Source organism: Helicobacter pylori SA221C (assembly GCF_000476855.1).
Lineage (GTDB): Bacteria > Campylobacterota > Campylobacteria > Campylobacterales > Helicobacteraceae > Helicobacter > Helicobacter pylori_DK.
Window position 1 is genome coordinate 1 of the sequence record NZ_CBPT010000017.1, and the last position, 17,745, is coordinate 17,745.

Genomic DNA, 17,745 nt, shown 5'->3' on the forward strand with positions numbered 1-17,745 from the left:
TATCATTTCTTACTCCTTGACTTTTTCAAGCTTTGGTTTTTTTATCCCTTTCTCGCTTTCTTTTTGCATGTCCTTTACGGCTTCTATCAAGCGCTTTAAGGTAGGGTTGTTTTCGTTTGGCTCTCTATTAGCCATTAAAAGGTAATGCGTGAAGTCGTAAATATCAATATCCTTAAATTCTTTACTATCAGGGTTAAACATGTCTTTGGTAACATCTGCGATCTTGAAATCTTTCAAACCTTTTTTAATGTTATCGCTCTTTAAAGCTTCAAATAACGCTTTAGAAGGATCATCAAACCTCGCAAATCGTGCGATCGCACCTCCTAAAATCTCGCTAATATCGCTTGTAGTTTGATCGCTCTTTTCAAACATTTCTAAAGAACTCGTTTTATAGAATTTTTCGCTCAAATCTTTCAGGCTCTCGCTTGTGGTTTGATAATTCTTTAAATTGGCAAAACTGCGATCCATTATGTCGCTTAAATAAGCGTTTAAACTCACATTAGGAAAATTCATGTCGTGGATTAAATTGTGGAAACTTCCGGCGTTATCTACAAACATTTTTTTTACTTTTTCATAGCTTTTAATATCGTTTGAAAAAACTTTTTGCCAGCGGTTGAGTAATTCTATCCCTTGCGTTTTCGTCCTTGGCATGTTAAACATAAGCAACGCTAAATTACTATCGCCTATATTAGGATGAGTGGCTTTATCAAAATTCAAATTTTTAGCAACGATATTTTTTAAAGAATAAATGCTATCAGCGTCTAATTTTTTGTCTAATTCTTTCAATTTCGCTTCATAGTGGCTTAAAACCGCTATCGCATGATCGCTTTCGCTATTGAATCGTCCTTGATTAGATGAAGCCGCTAAATTGTTGATCTCGGTGTTGTTTAATCTATTGTGTGGCACTCGCACTAATAACTCGTCCGGTTTCAAGTCTATGTTATAGTATTCTTTTATCGCTTTCTCGTAAGTTTCTCTACTCTTAGGCGTGAAATTCAGCATGCCTTGTATGCGGTGGTTTCCTGCGATCACTTGCCCATCATGTAGAATGATGGGTAAATCTTCAAACCCTCCACTACCGAATATCTTTTTAGGGTCAAAATTGTTTGAAATGCTTTTGATCTGCTCTTCGTTCATGTCCGTTCTCTTTTGCGTTCCGCCTGTGGTAAAACTCGGCTTTAAGTCTTTGGCTTTCACGATCGCATAATCTAGATCGTAAATCTCTCTTTCGTTTAGCCTTACTCGGCTTTTGGGTAATTGCTCTTGCGTTTTTGTAGGGATATCTTCTCCTACTTCTATTTTAGTCTGGCTTTCAATGTTGCCTGCATTGCCTCGCTCGTGTTCTAATTTCTTTTTTAATGCGGCTTTACGCGCATTTTCTTGCTCTTTAGCTTTTAAAAACTCTTTTTCGCTTTCTAGCTTCTCGCTTTCTAACTTGGCAAGCTTTTCGGCGTTCGCTTGTTCTAAGGGGCTTAAATTTTTAACTTCTTGGGTGGTTTCGTTTAAATTTTCGCTTGTTTTTAATAAATCCTCTTGACTGGTTAAGTCTTTTTGTGTAGGATTCTCTGTAGCACCACTATAGGAACTCAACCTATGGCACACCTTCGCATCAGCGTCGAGTGAGGTGCTTGAAAATTCTTTATAAACTTCATTATTTTTATAACTCCCATTGTTCTTATACATTGTTTTTAAAGCTAATTCATTTTTCTTATTGATCGCTTGCTCCACGACTACCGCATAGCCGTTAACTTGTTTAAACGCCGTTATAGCCTCTTTATCGTGTTTGTCTAAAGTCCTAAGAATTGCATCAGCGTTATTAACGATATATCTGTAATTCGCTATATCTTCGTTCGTAATAGGGATCTCTCCATTTCTAACATTAACAGAATTAACGCCATGCCTTTTGAGTATGTGAGTGATAGCATCATGATCTAAACTCGCTCTTATGTTTTCAGGGTGCTTAAAGTGAGCGTCTTTTAAAAGTTCTAATTCTTTGTTAGAGGCTTTTTCTATAATCATTTTCTTGTTGTTTTTGTGTAGGAATTCAACAATTTCAGGGTTTAGGTTATTCACTCCAAAAGTGATCGCGTCTCTCCCGCTTGTAGGGATTTCTGCGTTATTTAATAATTCTTTGATTTGCTCGTTAGTGAGTTTTTGATTAGAAAAATCGCGCGCTTTTTCTTTGATTTCATCGCTCGCTTGTTTGATTCCGTTATTAAGCTCTTCAATGATTTTAAGCGTGTTGTTAGTGAATTTAGAATTTTTAGCGCTTAGTTCTAATTGCTTACTAAACTCGCTTATGCTGTGACTTCTTTCAAGCGCGCGTTTTATGTGATACTTTAAGGCCGCTCCTGCGGTGGCTTCGTTCAAGGCTTTAGGTAATTTAATCCCTAAAATGCGATCGGGCGCGTTGCGGTATATTGTCCCTAGCGTGAATTTAGTCCATTGGTATTTTAACGCTCCGCTTAAAGTGGTCGCTAAACCTTGGCTTAAATTTTTCGTTGTGGCTGGCTTTAGGCTTTCGGCGATCTTAGCATCATTCTTAAAAAGCTTATGAAAACCGCTCGCTATTGTTTGGAGTTTTTAAATTTAGAGATTTGTTAAGGCAGGGGGAGTATTTAGGCAAGACAAACAGCAAAATTATAGCAAGCAATGTTTTTTAGCTAAAGTTTTTGGTAGGAAGCCACTTAGCCATGAAAAATGCAATATCTTTAATCTATCGCTTCAAATCAATTGTTCAAAAAACACGCTACTTAGCATCAAACAAAAACCCTTGAATCAAGCCCAAGTTTGAGAATTATCGGCTTGAAGTATTCTTTTTCTTACAATTTTTATCAATGTCAAAATCGCATGCTTTTTGCATGTATTCTTCAGCCTTTTGCTTATCTTTTTCCACACCTAACCCATACCGATAAGACTCTGATAACCCTTCATAAGCCCTAGAAGAACTCATATCAGCCGCCATTTTATAATAAACAATAGCCTTATCTTTATCTGGCTCAATACCCAATTGATCATTCCCACTATAATAAATATCCCCTAAAAGGATATAAGCTTCTACATTACCCTTATGCATCGCTTTTCTAAAGCACTCTGTCGCTTTCGCATAGTTGCTTGGAACGCCCCTACCCTCCATATACATGATGCCTAAGTTTATATAGGCGTTAGTATAGCCTTTCTCTGTAGCTATTCTAAAATATTCCACGGCTTTCTTTTCATCTTTAGGCACGCCCCTACCCTCTTTATACATCACACCTAAATTGTTATACCCTCTAGGTATATCGTTATCAACCGCTTTTTGAAAATATTCAGCCGCTTTCTTGTAATCTTTAGGCACACCCCTACCATTTTCATACATGATCCCTAAAAGAACATAAGCAAGCGGCTCGCCATTTTTAATAGCGCTCTTATAAAAAGAAGCCGCCCGCTCATATTCCTTACTATTATAGGCTTCCTCCCCTTTATAAATAAAATTCCTTTTTTGTTCAAGGTGTTCTGCACCAAGAACGCTAAACAAACATAAACTTGCCAAACAAATCTTCAAGGCTAATTTGCTTGCGTATCCCATTGTTACTCCTCTGCTTTAATAAGATCAAACATAATGCCAATGGCTATTAATCTTAAAAAAGAAACTGCATGCGTTCTAAAACCAGCAAACATTCTCAAACTCCATTCTGCATACACCATTTTAGATCTGATATCGTCTCTTGTAATGAGAAATTTTACACTATTTTTATGAATTTTAAAACTAAATTTAAGATTTTCTCGCTAAAAAGCCCCTCTCCCAAAAAAATAAGGCTAAATAGGATTAAAAACCTGTATATGACAAAGAATTAAAATTCTTTCCTTGGATCCGTTGCCCCATAGAAAACGCTCCCCTTAGTTTTAGGCAAAACTTGGATCGCGTTCACATCGCCCATAACCGGCTTGGTAACGATTTGATAGCCCATTTTAGTGAGATTGTCTTTCACATCAGTGGGCATGCCAAACTTTTCAATCCTTAATTCATCAGGGAGCCATTGCATGTGGAATCTAGGGGCTGAGACCGCTTCAGAAATATTCATATTATAATCAATGACATTGGAAATCACTTGCAACACCGTAGTGATAATCCTAGACCCTCCAGGGCTTCCCACCACCAAAAAAACCTTATTGTTTTTCAACACGATCGTAGGCGACATGGAGCTTAAAGGGCGTTTATTGGCTTCAATCGCATTCGCATCGCCCCCCACTAAACCATAGAGATTAGGGTTTCCTGGTTTTATGGAAAAATCATCCATTTCATTGTTCAATAAAAACCCTGCCCCATCAATACTAGCAGCGCTTCCATAAGAAGCGTTAATAGTGTAAGTAACACTGACTGCATTCCCCCACCTGTCCGCTACAGAATAATGCGTGGTGTTGCTCCCCTCGTGCAACTGCCCCATTCCTGGTTTGATTTGAGAGCTTGGCGTAACCGTATCTGGCTGGATAGTGTCAAAAATCTTTTTGGCATACGCTTTATTAATCAATTTATCCACCGGCACCGAAACAAAATCAGCGTCTCCCATATAAACCGATCTATCCGCATAAGCTTGGCGCATCGCTTCTGCAGCGATATGGATATTCTTAGAAGCCCCATACCCAAGGGTGCTTAAATCCGCATTTTCCATGACATTTAAAATCTGGATCAAATGCGTGCCTCCCGAACTTGGCGGCGACATAGAAATGATCTTATACCCACGATAACTCCCTACCACGGGTTTGCGCCATTTCACATTGTAACTGGCTAAATCTTCTTTAGTGATAATCCCTCCATTCTTTTTCATGTCTTTCTCAATAAGCTCAGCGACTTGCCCTTGATAAAAGCCTTTAGCGCCTAGCGTTTTGATTTGATTCAAAGTCTTGGCTAAATCTTTTTGGACAAATAAATCCCCTTCTTGATAATCAAGATGCCCTTTTTTAAAAAAATACTTTTTGCTAGAACTGTATTTTAAAAACCGCTCCCTCGCTTCTTTTAGGGTTTCTGCTTGTCTTTGTGAAATCGCATAACCATTTTCAGCCAATTTAATGGCAGGATCAATGAGTTGCGATAGTTTTTTGGTGCCGTATTTTTTCAACATCGCTTCCATGCCCGCCACCGTTCCAGGAACCCCAGCCGCCAAATAGCCATCTTCACTGAGTTTAGGGACTACATTGCCTTGCTTGTCTAAAAACATGTTTTTAGTGGCTTTCAAGGGGGCTTTTTCTCTAAAATCTAAGGCAACATTTTCACCATTAGCTAAATGGATAACCGCAAAACCCCCACCACCAATATTGCCTGCTGCCGGATGGACTACTGCTAGAGCAAAACCTATCGCTACAGCCGCATCAATCGCATTACCCCCATCTTCTAAAACCTTTTGCCCAATTTCAGTGGCTAGCGGGTGGCTAGAAAGGGCTAAGCCTACTTTAGTGTTTTTAATGGGCGGGTAACTCGCCGCGCTCAAAGGGCTTAACAAACCCAAAGAGAGTGCTATCACGCCCAAGCCAATCGTCTTTAAAAAACTCCGTCTCATCTGTTTTCCTTTCAATCAGTTACGCTTAAAATTTCGTTGTTATTATAACACAAGCTTTACAAAACACCCTCTCGCTTATAGCTTATAATTGCTATTAAGCATTATCGTTAATGAGTTTTAAAATAAATAGAGTTTAAAAAATAAGTTAAATAAGGCTCATTTGATCAAAACGCTATGGGTAGAAAACTTATTGTTTAATCCCCAATAAAGTGTCTATCATCCGATCAATAGCGGTAATGACTTTAGCGTTAGCCGCATAGCCACTTTGAAACTTGATTAGATTCACCATTTCTTCATCCACGCTCACTTGTGAAATAGAGAGTTGCTCTTTTTTAATGGTTTCTAACATGCTCTTTTTAGTGTCCAAAATACGCCCTGATTTTTCAGCGTCCGTGTTGATTTTACCGGTTAAAAATTGATAAAACTCGCTGATTTTCATTGGTTTAATGTCAAACTTGTCGTTATAAAAATCCACGCTGTCGTATTGCAATTGCTGCATCATGTTCGCCACATCAAAATTCCCGTTAATGGGGGCAAGCCATGGGCGGATAGTGGTAGGCTCTTTTTTATATTCTTTATTCAAGCTGATATTAGAAGCGTCATCGCCTTGAAAAAAAGGGTTGAGTTTTAACGCTCCCATAAAATTCGTGCCGTTATCTTTCATAGAAACAAACAACCCTTGCGAAGCGTTTTTAGGCTGGATAACAAACTTTTTAGTCTCATTGTTAAAGCTCGCTGTGAAATAATCATCAAAGTCGTTTTCGGTGTTATTGTCCTGATTGTCATCGGTGTTAGCGTTAATGGCTTGGATAATATCGTTCATGGTTGTAATGGGCGTGATAGCAATGGTTTTTCTGGCGATTTCTTTACCATCGGTGTTGTAAGCTATAAGATCAAACGAGCCGTTTTTGATATTGTAGTTCGTGTCTTTAAAGGCTTCATCGCTGTTAAACTCCACAGGCTCGCCTTCAATATGATGACTCGCACTTTGAGCGTAAATCGCATTCGTGGATTCTATCAAGCCCCTAGCAAAAGAATCCAACAAATCAATATAATCTTGTAATTTGCCCTTTAAAGTCCCGTTAGAGCCGTCATTATACACATTCAATAACGCCCCCACTTTCCCTTGATTGAGCTTGTCGGTAATATTAGTGAGCTTAAAATCATCGCTTTGAAAATAGATTTGGTTCAAACCCCCTTTATTTTCGGATTCTTTAACCACTAAAGGATGGAAAATAGAACCATCAATAATATTGAACCCATGCCCAATATTAAGGTTATAGCTCTCATCAAAATCCGCTGAGTCTTTATCTGTGAGCGAATGAGTTTTAATGCTACTTTTAAAAACATTCCCCCCTAAAAGCTCTCGCAAATGGAATTCTAACTCATCTCGCTTATCCCTTAATTCATTGGCATGCTTTAAGCTCTTGTTGTTTTCCACTTCTTTAATGCGTTTGTTGATCTCAGCGATTTGAGAACCCAAGCTATTGACTTCTTTGATAACGCTTTTTAATTCTTCGCTCGCCTTGTGCTGTAAGGTCGTTAATCTTTCTCTAGTGTCTTTAATGTTGTGCGTTAAAGCTTCTGTTTTTTGAGCGAGAGCCTGTTTTTGAGCGGAGTCTTTGGCGTTTTTAGACAATTCTTTCCATGAGTTAAAATAATCTTGCAAATCCGTAAAAAGGCTCGCTTCATCAATGTCCGGAAAATACGCGCTCGCTTCTTTTAAATGCGAAAACTCTGTATCGTAATAAGTGTTTTCGTAATTAGCCTTCGTGTAACGAGCAAAAACAAACTCATCATGCACCCTTTCAATGGCTTCTACATCCACGCCCATATTCACATTTTTAGTGCCATACATATAGGCCGCTTGGGGCTTTGCAATCACGCGCTGACGGCTATAAAATTCATCGCTAGCGTTAGAAATATTATTCCCGGTAACATCCACCATGCTCTGATGGGCTTGCAAGCCGGTGTAAGAAGTGTTGAGTGAAGATAAGATTCCGCCCATTTTACGCCTGCACTCTTAAAAAATGGCTCCCCACATGCCTAGAGCCTTTATAGTCGCAAGTGTCATGGGGGATGATTTGTTGGATGAGCGAAGAATAAAACTCAGAAACCGCAAACGCCATGCGCGAATAAATCAAGTTTTTTTCTTTCAAAGCAAGCAAGGACTCTCGCATTTGGTTTAAAAAATCGCTCGTTTTTTCGTCTAGCAATTCACTCATTTCTTTATTAGGGAATTGATTTTTTAAAGACAACATTTGCGCATCTATATTCGCTTTTTCTTTCTCAAAAGCTTGAATCGCTAGCTGTTTTTGATGGTTTCTTTCAAAAATTTCGGTGTGTTTAGCGAGCTTGATGTCTCTTATATCGTGCTCCGTTAAATCAATCAATTCTTTCAATTGGTTGAGCGCGTTTTCTAAATGAGAATGTAAAACGACCATAACAAATCCTTTAGCTCTTGTTTCAGCCGTATTCAAGCAAATACTATGCCATTTTTAGTTTTATTATAAAACTCAATTTCTTAAGGGGATAGGGGGTATTTTGAAATCATTTTCCCCTTAAAGCTCCCTTATTAAATCGCCTTTAACATTTGCTTAGCGATAGCAGCAATCACATTCACGCTCATCGCATTCCCCGCTTGGGATAATAAATGGCTTTCTTTAAAATGTGGATTATTTTTAATCTTAGCGATCAAATCCCTAGGAAATCCTTGTAAAAGCAAGCTTTCAATAGCGTTTAATCTTTTGATTTTGCCTTTTTGAATATAAAACAAGCCATGCCGAGAAGTCCTTAAAGTAGGAAAAACATTAAAATACAACCTTAAATCAGATTGTCTTGTGTCTAAAACGGCGTTTTCTAAAGTTAAAATATCCTCTAAAGAAACCCGGTTGTGGTTGTATGGGTTGTGCAAGTATCTTTGAAAAATAGCGTTACTCACATCCAAATAGCATTCATTGCCAGCGTCTAAAAAATTGTTAAAACAATAATCATTGGCTAAACCTAAAGGGAAATGAAATGGGTGTTTCAAATCCTTCCTAAACCCTACGATATAAAGGCGTTCCCTCTTTTGGGCTAATTGGAAATCAGCGCTGTTTAAAATTTGATAATAAGTTGTATAGTCCGCTTCTTGCAAGGCTTTTATAATAATATTAAAAGTTGCCTTTTTATTATGATTGATCAAGCCCTTAACATTTTCAAGCAAGAAACATTTGGGCTGTTTGACTTTTAAGATACGAATAAGCCCGTAAATAATCGTCCCTCTTTCATCTTCAAGCCCCTTCCTTTTGCCATTAATAGAAAAAGCTTGACAAGGAAACCCGCTAACTAACGCATCAAAATCGGGCAAATCATTAGGATTGATTCGCATCAAATCCCCAAAATTATGGGTATCTTTAAAAAATAATTCATAAGTCCTAAGGGCTTCATGATTGATTTCTGCATGCCCTACGCATTTTAAATGGCATCGCTCCAAGCCCAAACGGCCTCCACCAATACCAGAACAAAAATCCATAAAAGTTAAAATTCCCAATCAATCATTCCTGACACACAAAAAAAACACGCCCTATTTAAGAAAGCAACAAACTCATTTTAAAACACAGAGAAACTAAAATTTAATGAAAAGCAAAATCACAGCAAGAATAAACCCCCTAGAAATGAAGCCCTTAAACCCCCTAGCTTATCCCCAATAAATCCTGTGCCATTTTGTGAGAAGTCTCATGCAAGTTGATTTTATACTGGTTATTTTCAATCGCTTTCTTGATCTCAGCTACCCTATCAAGAGCGGCCTCATTGTTTTCAACTTTTTCATTCTTTTCCACACGCTTATAATTCCCCAAAGACTGCACCGGAGCAAGAGAAGAAACGGCATTAATCATTGTAAAATCCTTTAATTTGATATTCATTCCATTACAGCAAGTATCGGCAAAAAAGAAAAAAAGTTAATGGATTTTTGAAATCTGTTTTTGCAATTCCTTACCAAATTTCTTGGTGGTGGTAATGGGTTTTTTTCCAGTTTCTGCCACAGAGCCAAACGATTGCGATTGCAAACTTTTAAACATAAAAAACATCAAAAAAATTAAAATATAACAAAACAAAAAAAAGCAAATGGTAGGGAATAGCCAATTTTTGAGGTTAGAACTATTCATGACCTTGCCTTTTAAAGACTCCTATACCTTACTACCCATGCGAACATGAGCAACCACAACCCCCACCTTTCTTCCCGCCATGACCCCCATGACCGCCACAGCAACCTGTCCCACCGCCATGGTGTGAAGCTAAAATTTCTTCTTCGCTCACTTCCCTAAAGCCTAAAACCTTGAAACGAAACGCCAAAGTTTTCCCGGCTAACGGGTGGTTATAATCCACCATCACATGCGTGTTGCTAAAGTCTTTGATAGTGGCTTGAATGGTTTGATTGTCTTCAGTTTGCCCAAAAACACTCATGCCTTTTTCTAATTCAATGCCTTCAAATTGATCTCTAGGAACTTCTTGCAAATAGCTGCTTTCATAAACCCCATAAGCTTCCTCTGGGGCGATGACAACCTCTTCCCACTCGCCAATTTGAGCCTTTAGTACCGCCTTTTCTAACCCTGCTATGATTTGATTAGCGCCTATAATAAACTCTAAAGGCTCTTTAGAAATATTGCCATCTAGCACTTCGCTAGAGCCTTGTTCTCTCACTTCATATTCAATCAAAGCGGCTTGTTTGATTGACTCTAAATCATGGTTTTGCATGGTGGTGTTTCTCCTTGTTTTCTAAGATTTTTTGTGCCATTTTAGCTTGTTCGCTTGAAGGATACAAGTGTTGCAAAGTGTTTAAAAATTTATAATAGTTTTGATCGTCTTTGATTTTTTTAAACGACCATGCCGTATGCCACAAAAGCACAGGCATGTAAGACGCTTTTTTATTTAAAAGAGCGCTCTCTTTGTAATACTTGATCGCTTCTCTGTATCTCTTTTCTCCATAAGCCACTTCTCCAAGAACATAACGCACATAATAAAGTCGGTAACTATTGGCTTCTAACCACAACAAACGCTCTTTAGCTTCTGCATAGGATTTGTTTCTAAAAAAAGACAGGGCTTCTTGAAAGATCTCTTTTTGCTTGGACAGATCTTTATCAAACTCAACTTTCGCCTTTTCTTGGGTTTTTTTCTCTTGATTTTTTGGGGCTTCGGCTTTTAAAGAGGGGTTTTTATTGGCCGGAACGCTTGGTTTGAGCGGCTTTTCAGCTTTTTCCTCTTGTTCTTTGAGGGCTTTTTGGATTAAGGCAATTTGTGAAACCAAATCCTGGCTTAACTTGGTCAATAATTCACTCATCTCTTTATTTTGCTTGTCTAACTGCTGGATAGCTTGCTGGTTAGCGCGAATCTCATTCCTCAAATCCTCTAAAGTTTGCGATTGCTGCTTTAATGTGTTAGCCTGCACTTCTTGCGAAGCTTTTAAGGCTCGCAAGGATTCTTCTTGGGAAAGGATAGCGTTATTGAGATCTTTAATCTTATTAGCCTGCCCTTCATAAACGCTCCTTAGACCCTCTTGAGCTTGAGTGTTAGCCTCTACTTGCGAATGGATTTTGGTCAAAATATTAGAAAAATTCTTACTATTGACTTGCAACTGCTTGAGTTCTTTTTTAGTAGCTCCGCTTTGTAAATCAAACGCTGAAGGCTCCCCATTGAGAAAAAAAGGAGCGATAAAAGGGATAAAAAAAAGCCTTTTCATCCTAGAATTACTTCACTAATTTGACATCCACCCTTCTGTTTTCTTTGTAACATTCTCTAGTTTTTTGGGTGCATTTGGGTTTGGTTTCACCAAAACTGATGGTTTTGATCATATCTTTTTCTACCCCTTTAATGACTAAAGCGTTTTTCACGCTCAAAGTCCTTTTAACGCCAAGCGCTTGGTTGTATTCGCTAGAGCCAAATTCATCGGTATTGCCTTCCAAAAGCACCTGCATGTGGTTTTCTTTAGCTTTTTGCACGATCTCATCTAAAGTCTCTTGATCGGATTCTTTGATTTCATATTTGTCAAAATCAAAATAAATAGAAGCGATGATAGTCCCGCTCTCAATAGCCGGTTTTTCTTCAACCACTGGAGCTGGCTCTTGTTTAGGCTCTTCTTTCTCTGGAGCTGGCTCTGTAGTAACAGGTGCAGTCTGAACCGTTTTAGCGCTCACATCGCCAGCCACAGTCTTATTGTCCATTTTATGACTACAGCCAGCTACCAATAAAAAAGCTACCAAGAAACTAAATACAGAAGATCTCTTCATTATAAATTCTCCAAGAATCAAATTTTAATAAGTGTAAATATTAACTCACATTCGCTTAATTTAACCTTACCAATCAAAGGCTTGTATTTTCACATTCTTTAAAGGGAATAAAAAACTCTGATTATAGTCTAGCAAAATAAGCCCCATGGCGTATTCTTGGGGTGTCTTTTTGATATACATGATATTTCTCCCATCCGTAGAAAAACGAGGCATCTGGTTAGAGCCATTCACGGTAAGCCTGCGGATATACTTGCTGTTTAGAGTGATCAGATTCAAATTAAACACCGTTTTGCCAAATTCATTAAGGTTTTCCCGGCTCACATACACAATACTATCTTTATAAGCGTCAATGGATTCATTGCTTCTTCCTTCATAAAGGAGTTGCTCCGCGCTCTCTTTTAAGCCCAATTTCTTCATGTAGATGTTAGGATAGCCGGATCTATCCGAAACAAAAGCCATAGACTTGTCATCTTCTAAAAACACTCCTGAAACATCTATCCCAGGATAGCGCGTTATTTTAGTTTTAGTTTTTTTATGCGTGTCATACAAATACACATCCGGTTGGCCATCAGGGGCTAAAGACATTAAGATTTTAGAGCCATCAGAACTCACGCTAGAGACCACAGCCATTCCTTGAGAGCTAGCGATATTCTCATGAGTGGCTTTTTGAATGTTGTATTTTAAAATCATGGGCGTTCTTTCGCCATACTGCGTGTAATAAAACTCCGTTTGTTCAGCGTTCGCCCATTTAGGGAAAATATTGAGCCTATTGTTTTTGATGATTTCTTTTTGATAACGCATCGTATAATCGGCTAAGGCGATGTTTGTGATTCCTGGTCCAATGTATTTAGAAAAAACAATAAGGCGCTTCATCCAAGCGATAGAAGGGGCTTTTAAATAATCATTCACCACAATGGCCATGTTGTGCGCTGCAAAAGGGTATAGATCAGCGCTTAAAATGGGGTAGTCAAAAGTTTTAACAAGAGCGCTTGTATTGACATCATAAAGTTTTAATCGTGAAATTTTATTGCCGTTTTCTAAAGCCACACTCACCAGCGCTACAAGATGGACTTTTTTATCCTTGAGTTCTGCGTAATTGATAGCGCCTTGATCCTTGTTTTGAGAAACATCAAAATGCTGGCTAGTCTTTAAATCATTCGCCAAGACTTCATGCAATTTTAAAGCGTAATTGGCATCGTTATCTATAGAGTAGCGCACTTCAATCTTAGGAAGTTTTTGAATGGTTTTAATAATATCTAGTGTTTTATCTGTTGCAAAAAGCCCTATAGTGTGTATTAAAAAAAGCCATAAATATCTCATTGTTCTTCCTTAGTGGTGAAATTAACTTGAATAGAAATCATGTTTCCTCCCGGGTATGGGGGGAAATCCACTTTCTTTAAATCATTTAAAAGGGTCATCACACTCTTGTTATAATCCTTAAAATCAGAGTAGCTAAGAATGGTATAATCAAACTCCCCATCTTTAGTGATCATAATCAACGCGCTCACTGAAGCCTTGTGATAAAAAACCCCTTTCCAACCTTTATATAAAATTTGATAGATTTGAGCATACCACTCTTGGTAAGCCTTTTCATCAACCCCATCTTGTTTAGGAATTTGCAGATCTAAAGTTTTGTTTTTAACGCTTTCTAGTTTTTGTGCGAATTGATCCAAATTCTGTTGCAAACCTTTCAACATCTCTTGATTTTTTTGGTTTTGCTTTAAGCGTTGCTGTTCTTTTAAACGCCTTTGCTCTTCTTCTTGCTCATTTTTTTGCTCTTCTTTTTGAGCGTTTTTGTCTGTCTTTTCTTGAAAATCATTGAGTGAAGAAAAAATATCTTCAAGGCTTTCTTCTTGTTCTTTAGGATCAATAAAATCGCCCTCCTTATCAGTTGCGTTTTTTTCAACTACTTTTTCATCTTTTTTTTCTTCTACTTTTTCATCTTTTTTTTCTTCTACTTTTTCAGCTGCTTTTTCATCTTTTTTTTCATCGCTTGGCAAATCTTCTAAATTCAAATCAATGGCTTGTTCGTTTTTTTTGCCCAAATCTAAAAGGATTTTCTCCGCTTCTTTATTATGCCTTTCTAGCAACAAACCATATAATAACAAAGCATAGAGCAAGAACGCCAAAAAGCCAGAAACAACAAAGATCGCACTCTTACTCATGCAAATTAGCCCTACTTTTTAAGGACTTGTGATTAAAGAAACTTTTAAAAAACCCGCTTCTTTAATCGTTTTTAGCAAATAAATCACTTTGTCATAAGTCAATCGTTTGTCCGCGCGGATACTAACCCTAGTATCTTTATCGTATTTCTTAGAAAGCAAGTTGAAAGTATCCGGGAAAGAGTTGTATTCATAGGTTTGACTATCTATATAGATTTTTGCGTCTTTATCCATGCGGATCTCTATCATTTTATCTTGAGTGGCTCTAGCAGTTTTTGAACCAGAAGGCAAAGCAATCTCTTCTTTATAAGTAAGAGTGGGCGTCGTTACCATAAGAATAGCCAATAAAACAAGCATCACATCCACTAAAGGCGTGATATTGAGTTCTGGCTTGTCTTCATCCCAATAGTTATCATAATTCATAAAAACCTTCTAACTCCCTATTTAAGATATTTATAAAATCCCCTTAAAAGCTTTATTTTTTAAAAGACAAAATATCCACTTGCATCTGCACATAAACCGATAAATCATACACCTTGCGTTTTAAAATCAAGTAAAAAGAATAGGCTGGAATGGCCGCTAAAATACCTGCAGCGGTGGCGATAAGAGCCTTAGAAATAATGGGTGCGATCACCCCAAAAGAAGCCTGACCTAACGCGCCCAAATTGTTAAACGCTTCTAAAATTTCAACTACCGTTCCAAACAAACCAATAAAGGGGGCTGTAGAAGAGATGATGCTCAATACCACTAAACCCGTCGTGCTTTGCTTAAGAACCTGGTGTTTCCAAGCCTGCAACAATTCATTAGAATACCTTTTGGTTTCATCATTTCTTTTTTTATTAAACATGAAATGCTCTGGAGCGTCTTGCGCCCCATTAAGAATGTTAGACAAAGATTGCATCTCGCGCTTGAGTTCAATCTTTAACACAATGCTCTTATACAAAAAGACCCATAAAGTCATCACCAAATAAAGCGAAATCCAAACTAAAACAAGCGTGGTAACAAACCCACTCTTATTGAAAAAATAAACGATTGAATCTAACATGATTATCCCCTTAAAGAGACTCAATTTTAGCCAGCACGCTAGAGACCGCTAACCTGTCAGAGCTTGCGTCCTCTAAAAGCTTTTTAGCCCTAGAGATAGCATCATCTCTGTCGTCTGATTCTTTTTTAATAAAGACCGCCCCATCGGCTAAAATATCCACGCGTTCATTAGTAACTTCTGCATAGCCCCAATTGATCGCAATGTGCTCTTTTTGGTTTTCGGTTTCAATCTCAACCACTCCCGCCTGAAGCAAGGTGATCATGTTGCTATGCCCATAAAGCACCCCAAATTCCCCTTCAACTCCTGGCAACACAACGCTTTTAACCTCTCCTGTATAAACTTCCCCCTCAGGAACTACCACACTAATTTTCAACAAAGCCATCACAAAACCCTTAGGAATTTTTCATGTTTTTAGCTTTTTCTAAAACCTCTTGAATGCTGCCCACCATGTAAAATGCGTTTTCAGGAATATGATCGTATTTACCCTCTAAAATCCCTCCAAAGCCCTCTAAAGTCTCTTGGAGAGTCACATACTTACCAGGACTTCCTGTAAACACTTCAGCCACAAAAAACGGCTGGGATAAAAACTTCTCAATTTTTCTAGCCCTTTCAACCGTTTTTTTATCCTCTTCGCTCAATTCGTCCAATCCCAAAATCGCAATAATGTCTTGCAAATCCTTGTATTTTTGCAAAACCTGCTGGATACCGGTAGCGATTTCATAGTGCTTCTCGCCGATCATTTGAGGGCTTAAAATCCTTGAAGTGGAATCCAAAGGATCCACCGCCGGATAAATCCCTTTTTCAGCAATCTTTCTATTCAATACCGTAGTCGCATCTAAATGTGCAAACACCGAAGCAGGAGCTGGGTCAGTTAAGTCATCGGCCGGCACATACACCGCTTGAACCGAAGTGATAGAGCCATTTTTAGTGGAAGCGATACGCTCTTGAAGTTTCCCCATTTCCCCGGCTAGCGTGGGCTGATACCCTACGGCTGAAGGGATACGGCCTAATAGTGCACTCATTTCCGCACCGCTTTGAGCGTATCTAAAGATATTGTCAATAAACATCAACACATCTAAGCCCTTTTCATCACGAAAATACTCCGCCATCGTCAAGCCGGTGAATGCGATGCGGTTTCTCGCGCCTGGTGGCTCATTCATTTGCCCATAACACAGAGCGACTTTGTCTAAAACGCCCCCTTCTTTCATCTCAAAATACAGATCGTTCCCTTCTCTGGTGCGTTCCCCTACACCTGCAAACACCGAATACCCGTTATGCTTATAAGCCACATTATGGATAAGCTCCATAATGATCACTGTTTTCCCTACGCCAGCCCCGCCAAACAAGCCTACTTTACCGCCCTTAGAATAAGGTGCGAGCAAGTCAATGACTTTAATACCGGTTTCAAACATTTCTGTCTTGGTGCTTTGCTGCTCAAAACTAGGGGCTTTTCTGTGAATAGGCCAAGTTAAGGACGGCTTAAGAGGTTCTAAATTGTCAATGCTCTCGCCCACAACATTAAAAATACGCCCTAACACTTCTTCGCCCACAGGCACTTCAATCATTTTGCCACGAGCTTTGACTGCTTGGTTACGCACTAAGCCTTCTGTCATATCCATAGCAATCGCTCGCACCCGATTACCACCCAAATGGGCTGCCACCTCTAAAACTAAAGATTTTTGAACGCCATTAACTTCAAAATTAATGTCTAACGCTTCAAAAATCGCCGGTAAATAGGATTCAAATTCCACATCTACCACAGGGCCTAAAACCTGAATGATTTTACCTTCCATCGCTTTCATCGCTCCTTATTTTAATGTAATTTTTATTTTAGGGCTTCTACGCCAGCATTGATTTCTACTAGCTCGGTCGTAATCGCCTCTTGTCTGGCTTTATTGTAAGAAATGGTTAAAGTTTTAACCAAATCTTTAGCGTTATTTGTCGCTGTATCCATAGCCTGCATTCTAGCGCTATGCTCTGCGGCTAAAGAATCAATCAAAGCGTAGTATAAACTATACTCCACATATTTTTCTGCTAAAGAGTCTAAAATTTCATCTTCACTCCCGCTTGGCTCACTGGTAATAGTCTCTTGCGTCTCACTAGGCTGAGGGTTTTGGTGGATGATTTTATACCCAATAGGCAAAATTGTTTTGACTCTTATTTCTTGAGTGATCATGTTTTTAAAGCCATTATGAATGATGATCACCTTATCGGTTTTCCCACTCAAATAATCCTCTACCACTTTTTTCATGAATTCCTGCGCGCGTTCATAATTAGGCATAGAGCTTAAATTATTGATCTTGTCTAAAACCTCTATCCCGTTAAAGCTAAAATACTCATTACCCTTTTTGCCAATACCGCGCAAACGCACTTTAATGTCTTTTTCTTTGTATTCATTCGTGCATGCTAAAACTTTTTTAATGGTATTGGTGTTAAAGCCCCCACAAAGCCCCTTATCGGCTGTGATAAAAATAATATCCACTTTTTTGATTTCAAGTCTTTCTAATTCCCTAAAATACTTGCTTTGAATGTCTTCAATCCCTTGATTTTTCATTTTAGACAGCACATCATCAAACACAGCGTCTAGTTTCATTGCATACGCTCTGGAATTTCTTGCAACTTCTTCAGCTTTTCTTAGCTTGGAAGTGGAAACGAGTTTCATCGCATGCGTGATTTTTTGCGTGTTTTTAACGCTTCCAATTTTCTTTCTAATGTCTCTTAAATTCGCCATATTC

19 protein-coding genes and 1 pseudogene are annotated in these 17,745 nt (G+C 38.5%); 2 read left to right on the plus strand and 18 right to left on the minus strand.

The genetic code is table 11. The features are described 5' to 3' along the window. Nucleotides 1-9 precede the first annotated feature (9 nt). Nucleotides 10-2,388: a DUF3519 domain-containing protein gene (locus QU01_RS06980; RefSeq protein WP_411326681.1), complete on the minus strand. Its 2,379-nt coding sequence runs from the start codon at nucleotides 2,386-2,388 to the stop codon at nucleotides 10-12. Between QU01_RS06980 and QU01_RS08320 the strand changes: the two genes are divergently transcribed. Next, complete coding sequence (locus QU01_RS08320) at nucleotides 2,357-2,557, plus strand: hypothetical protein (protein WP_033763165.1); 201 nt, start codon at nucleotides 2,357-2,359, stop codon at nucleotides 2,555-2,557. The two genes, QU01_RS06980 and QU01_RS08320, sit on opposite strands and share 32 nt — an antisense overlap. Beyond that, a pseudogene (locus QU01_RS08480) lies at nucleotides 2,554-2,794 on the plus strand (hypothetical protein). Before QU01_RS08320 ends, QU01_RS08480 begins: the two are co-directional and overlap by 4 nt. 3 nt (nucleotides 2,795-2,797) lie before the next feature. Here QU01_RS08480 and QU01_RS06990 read toward each other — a convergent pair. The 17 genes from QU01_RS06990 to atpG all read right to left on the minus strand — a co-directional run bounded on the left by QU01_RS06990 (nucleotide 2,798) and on the right by atpG (nucleotide 17,741). After that, nucleotides 2,798-3,568: an HP1117 family Sel1-like repeat protein gene (locus tag QU01_RS06990; RefSeq protein WP_033763166.1), complete on the minus strand. Its 771-nt coding sequence runs from the start codon at nucleotides 3,566-3,568 to the stop codon at nucleotides 2,798-2,800. Between the two features lie 265 nt (nucleotides 3,569-3,833). Then, nucleotides 3,834-5,537, minus strand: coding sequence for a gamma-glutamyltransferase (gene ggt, locus QU01_RS06995; protein ID WP_033763169.1), 1,704 nt, complete (start codon nucleotides 5,535-5,537; stop codon nucleotides 3,834-3,836). A gap of 187 nt (nucleotides 5,538-5,724) precedes the next feature. Further along, complete coding sequence (flgK, locus tag QU01_RS07000) at nucleotides 5,725-7,545, minus strand: flagellar hook-associated protein FlgK (RefSeq protein ID WP_000508881.1); 1,821 nt, start codon at nucleotides 7,543-7,545, stop codon at nucleotides 5,725-5,727. A gap of 1 nt (nucleotide 7,546) precedes the next feature. Then, a complete protein-coding gene (locus tag QU01_RS07005) occupies nucleotides 7,547-7,981 on the minus strand; it encodes a hypothetical protein (RefSeq protein WP_024118014.1) in 435 nt (144 codons plus the stop codon). A gap of 131 nt (nucleotides 7,982-8,112) precedes the next feature. Further along, complete coding sequence (gene dcm, locus QU01_RS07010; RefSeq protein WP_195742659.1) at nucleotides 8,113-9,069, minus strand: DNA cytosine methyltransferase; 957 nt, start codon at nucleotides 9,067-9,069, stop codon at nucleotides 8,113-8,115. A gap of 142 nt (nucleotides 9,070-9,211) precedes the next feature. After that, a complete protein-coding gene (locus QU01_RS07015) occupies nucleotides 9,212-9,415 on the minus strand; it encodes a flagellar biosynthesis anti-sigma factor FlgM (RefSeq protein ID WP_001864146.1) in 204 nt (67 codons plus the stop codon). A gap of 63 nt (nucleotides 9,416-9,478) precedes the next feature. Then, nucleotides 9,479-9,685 carry a hypothetical protein gene (locus QU01_RS07020; protein ID WP_001088955.1) on the minus strand — a complete coding sequence of 69 codons (207 nt, stop codon included), beginning with the start codon at nucleotides 9,683-9,685 and terminating at the stop codon, nucleotides 9,479-9,481. Between the two features lie 31 nt (nucleotides 9,686-9,716). Next, nucleotides 9,717-10,274, minus strand: coding sequence for an FKBP-type peptidyl-prolyl cis-trans isomerase (locus QU01_RS07025; protein WP_001179287.1), 558 nt, complete (start codon nucleotides 10,272-10,274; stop codon nucleotides 9,717-9,719). Beyond that, nucleotides 10,261-11,256, minus strand: a complete 996-nt coding sequence (locus QU01_RS07030) for a tetratricopeptide repeat protein (RefSeq protein ID WP_033763174.1) — start codon at nucleotides 11,254-11,256, stop codon at nucleotides 10,261-10,263. The genes QU01_RS07025 and QU01_RS07030 overlap by 14 nt, the downstream gene beginning before the upstream one ends. Before the next feature lie 7 nt (nucleotides 11,257-11,263). Next, nucleotides 11,264-11,803 carry an outer membrane protein Omp18 gene (locus tag QU01_RS07035; protein WP_000831149.1) on the minus strand — a complete coding sequence of 180 codons (540 nt, stop codon included), beginning with the start codon at nucleotides 11,801-11,803 and terminating at the stop codon, nucleotides 11,264-11,266. 66 nt (nucleotides 11,804-11,869) lie between these two features. Further along, on the minus strand, nucleotides 11,870-13,123 hold the full coding sequence (gene tolB / locus QU01_RS07040) for a Tol-Pal system protein TolB (RefSeq protein ID WP_033763177.1): 1,254 nt from the start codon (nucleotides 13,121-13,123) through the stop codon (nucleotides 11,870-11,872). Then, the gene (locus tag QU01_RS07045) at nucleotides 13,120-13,968 is read right to left on the minus strand and encodes an energy transducer TonB (protein ID WP_033763178.1); all 849 of its coding nucleotides are present in this window, start codon (nucleotides 13,966-13,968) and stop codon (nucleotides 13,120-13,122) included. Before QU01_RS07045 ends, tolB begins: the two co-directional genes overlap by 4 nt. A gap of 18 nt (nucleotides 13,969-13,986) precedes the next feature. Next, the gene (locus QU01_RS07050) at nucleotides 13,987-14,388 is read right to left on the minus strand and encodes an ExbD/TolR family protein (protein WP_001105106.1); all 402 of its coding nucleotides are present in this window, start codon (nucleotides 14,386-14,388) and stop codon (nucleotides 13,987-13,989) included. 52 nt (nucleotides 14,389-14,440) lie between these two features. Continuing rightward, complete coding sequence (locus QU01_RS07055; RefSeq protein WP_033763180.1) at nucleotides 14,441-15,010, minus strand: MotA/TolQ/ExbB proton channel family protein; 570 nt, start codon at nucleotides 15,008-15,010, stop codon at nucleotides 14,441-14,443. Nucleotides 15,011-15,020: 10 nt separating this feature from the next. Beyond that, nucleotides 15,021-15,392, minus strand: a complete 372-nt coding sequence (gene atpC / locus QU01_RS07060; protein ID WP_001196331.1) for an ATP synthase F1 subunit epsilon — start codon at nucleotides 15,390-15,392, stop codon at nucleotides 15,021-15,023. A 10-nt stretch (nucleotides 15,393-15,402) separates the two neighbouring features. After that, nucleotides 15,403-16,803 (minus strand): F0F1 ATP synthase subunit beta, encoded by a 1,401-nt coding sequence (atpD, locus tag QU01_RS07065; protein ID WP_001861912.1) that lies wholly within the window; start codon nucleotides 16,801-16,803, stop codon nucleotides 15,403-15,405. 32 nt (nucleotides 16,804-16,835) lie between these two features. Further along, nucleotides 16,836-17,741, minus strand: coding sequence for an ATP synthase F1 subunit gamma (gene atpG / locus QU01_RS07070; protein WP_000002223.1), 906 nt, complete (start codon nucleotides 17,739-17,741; stop codon nucleotides 16,836-16,838). Nucleotides 17,742-17,745: the final 4 nt, after the last annotated feature.

Excerpts from the sequence above, each read along its gene's own strand:
- QU01_RS07005 (WP_024118014.1), bottom strand. The coding sequence starts at position 7,981 with ATGGTCGTTTTACATTCTCATTTAGAAAACGCGCTCAACCAATTGAAA.
- QU01_RS07050 (WP_001105106.1), bottom strand. The coding sequence starts at position 14,388 with ATGAATTATGATAACTATTGGGATGAAGACAAGCCAGAACTCAATATC.
- atpC (WP_001196331.1), bottom strand. The coding sequence starts at position 15,392 with ATGGCTTTGTTGAAAATTAGTGTGGTAGTTCCTGAGGGGGAAGTTTAT.
- QU01_RS07025 (WP_001179287.1), bottom strand. The coding sequence starts at position 10,274 with ATGCAAAACCATGATTTAGAGTCAATCAAACAAGCCGCTTTGATTGAA.
- QU01_RS07045 (WP_033763178.1), bottom strand. The coding sequence starts at position 13,968 with ATGAGTAAGAGTGCGATCTTTGTTGTTTCTGGCTTTTTGGCGTTCTTG.
- tolB (WP_033763177.1), bottom strand. The coding sequence starts at position 13,123 with ATGAGATATTTATGGCTTTTTTTAATACACACTATAGGGCTTTTTGCA.
- atpD (WP_001861912.1), bottom strand. The coding sequence starts at position 16,803 with ATGGAAGGTAAAATCATTCAGGTTTTAGGCCCTGTGGTAGATGTGGAA.
- QU01_RS07020 (WP_001088955.1), bottom strand. The coding sequence starts at position 9,685 with ATGAATAGTTCTAACCTCAAAAATTGGCTATTCCCTACCATTTGCTTT.
- flgK (WP_000508881.1), bottom strand. The coding sequence starts at position 7,545 with ATGGGCGGAATCTTATCTTCACTCAACACTTCTTACACCGGCTTGCAA.
- QU01_RS07035 (WP_000831149.1), bottom strand. The coding sequence starts at position 11,803 with ATGAAGAGATCTTCTGTATTTAGTTTCTTGGTAGCTTTTTTATTGGTA.
- ggt (WP_033763169.1), bottom strand. The coding sequence starts at position 5,537 with ATGAGACGGAGTTTTTTAAAGACGATTGGCTTGGGCGTGATAGCACTC.
- QU01_RS07055 (WP_033763180.1), bottom strand. The coding sequence starts at position 15,010 with ATGTTAGATTCAATCGTTTATTTTTTCAATAAGAGTGGGTTTGTTACC.
- QU01_RS06990 (WP_033763166.1), bottom strand. The coding sequence starts at position 3,568 with ATGGGATACGCAAGCAAATTAGCCTTGAAGATTTGTTTGGCAAGTTTA.
- QU01_RS07030 (WP_033763174.1), bottom strand. The coding sequence starts at position 11,256 with ATGAAAAGGCTTTTTTTTATCCCTTTTATCGCTCCTTTTTTTCTCAAT.
- atpG (WP_000002223.1), bottom strand. The coding sequence starts at position 17,741 with ATGGCGAATTTAAGAGACATTAGAAAGAAAATTGGAAGCGTTAAAAAC.
- QU01_RS07015 (WP_001864146.1), bottom strand. The coding sequence starts at position 9,415 with ATGATTAATGCCGTTTCTTCTCTTGCTCCGGTGCAGTCTTTGGGGAAT.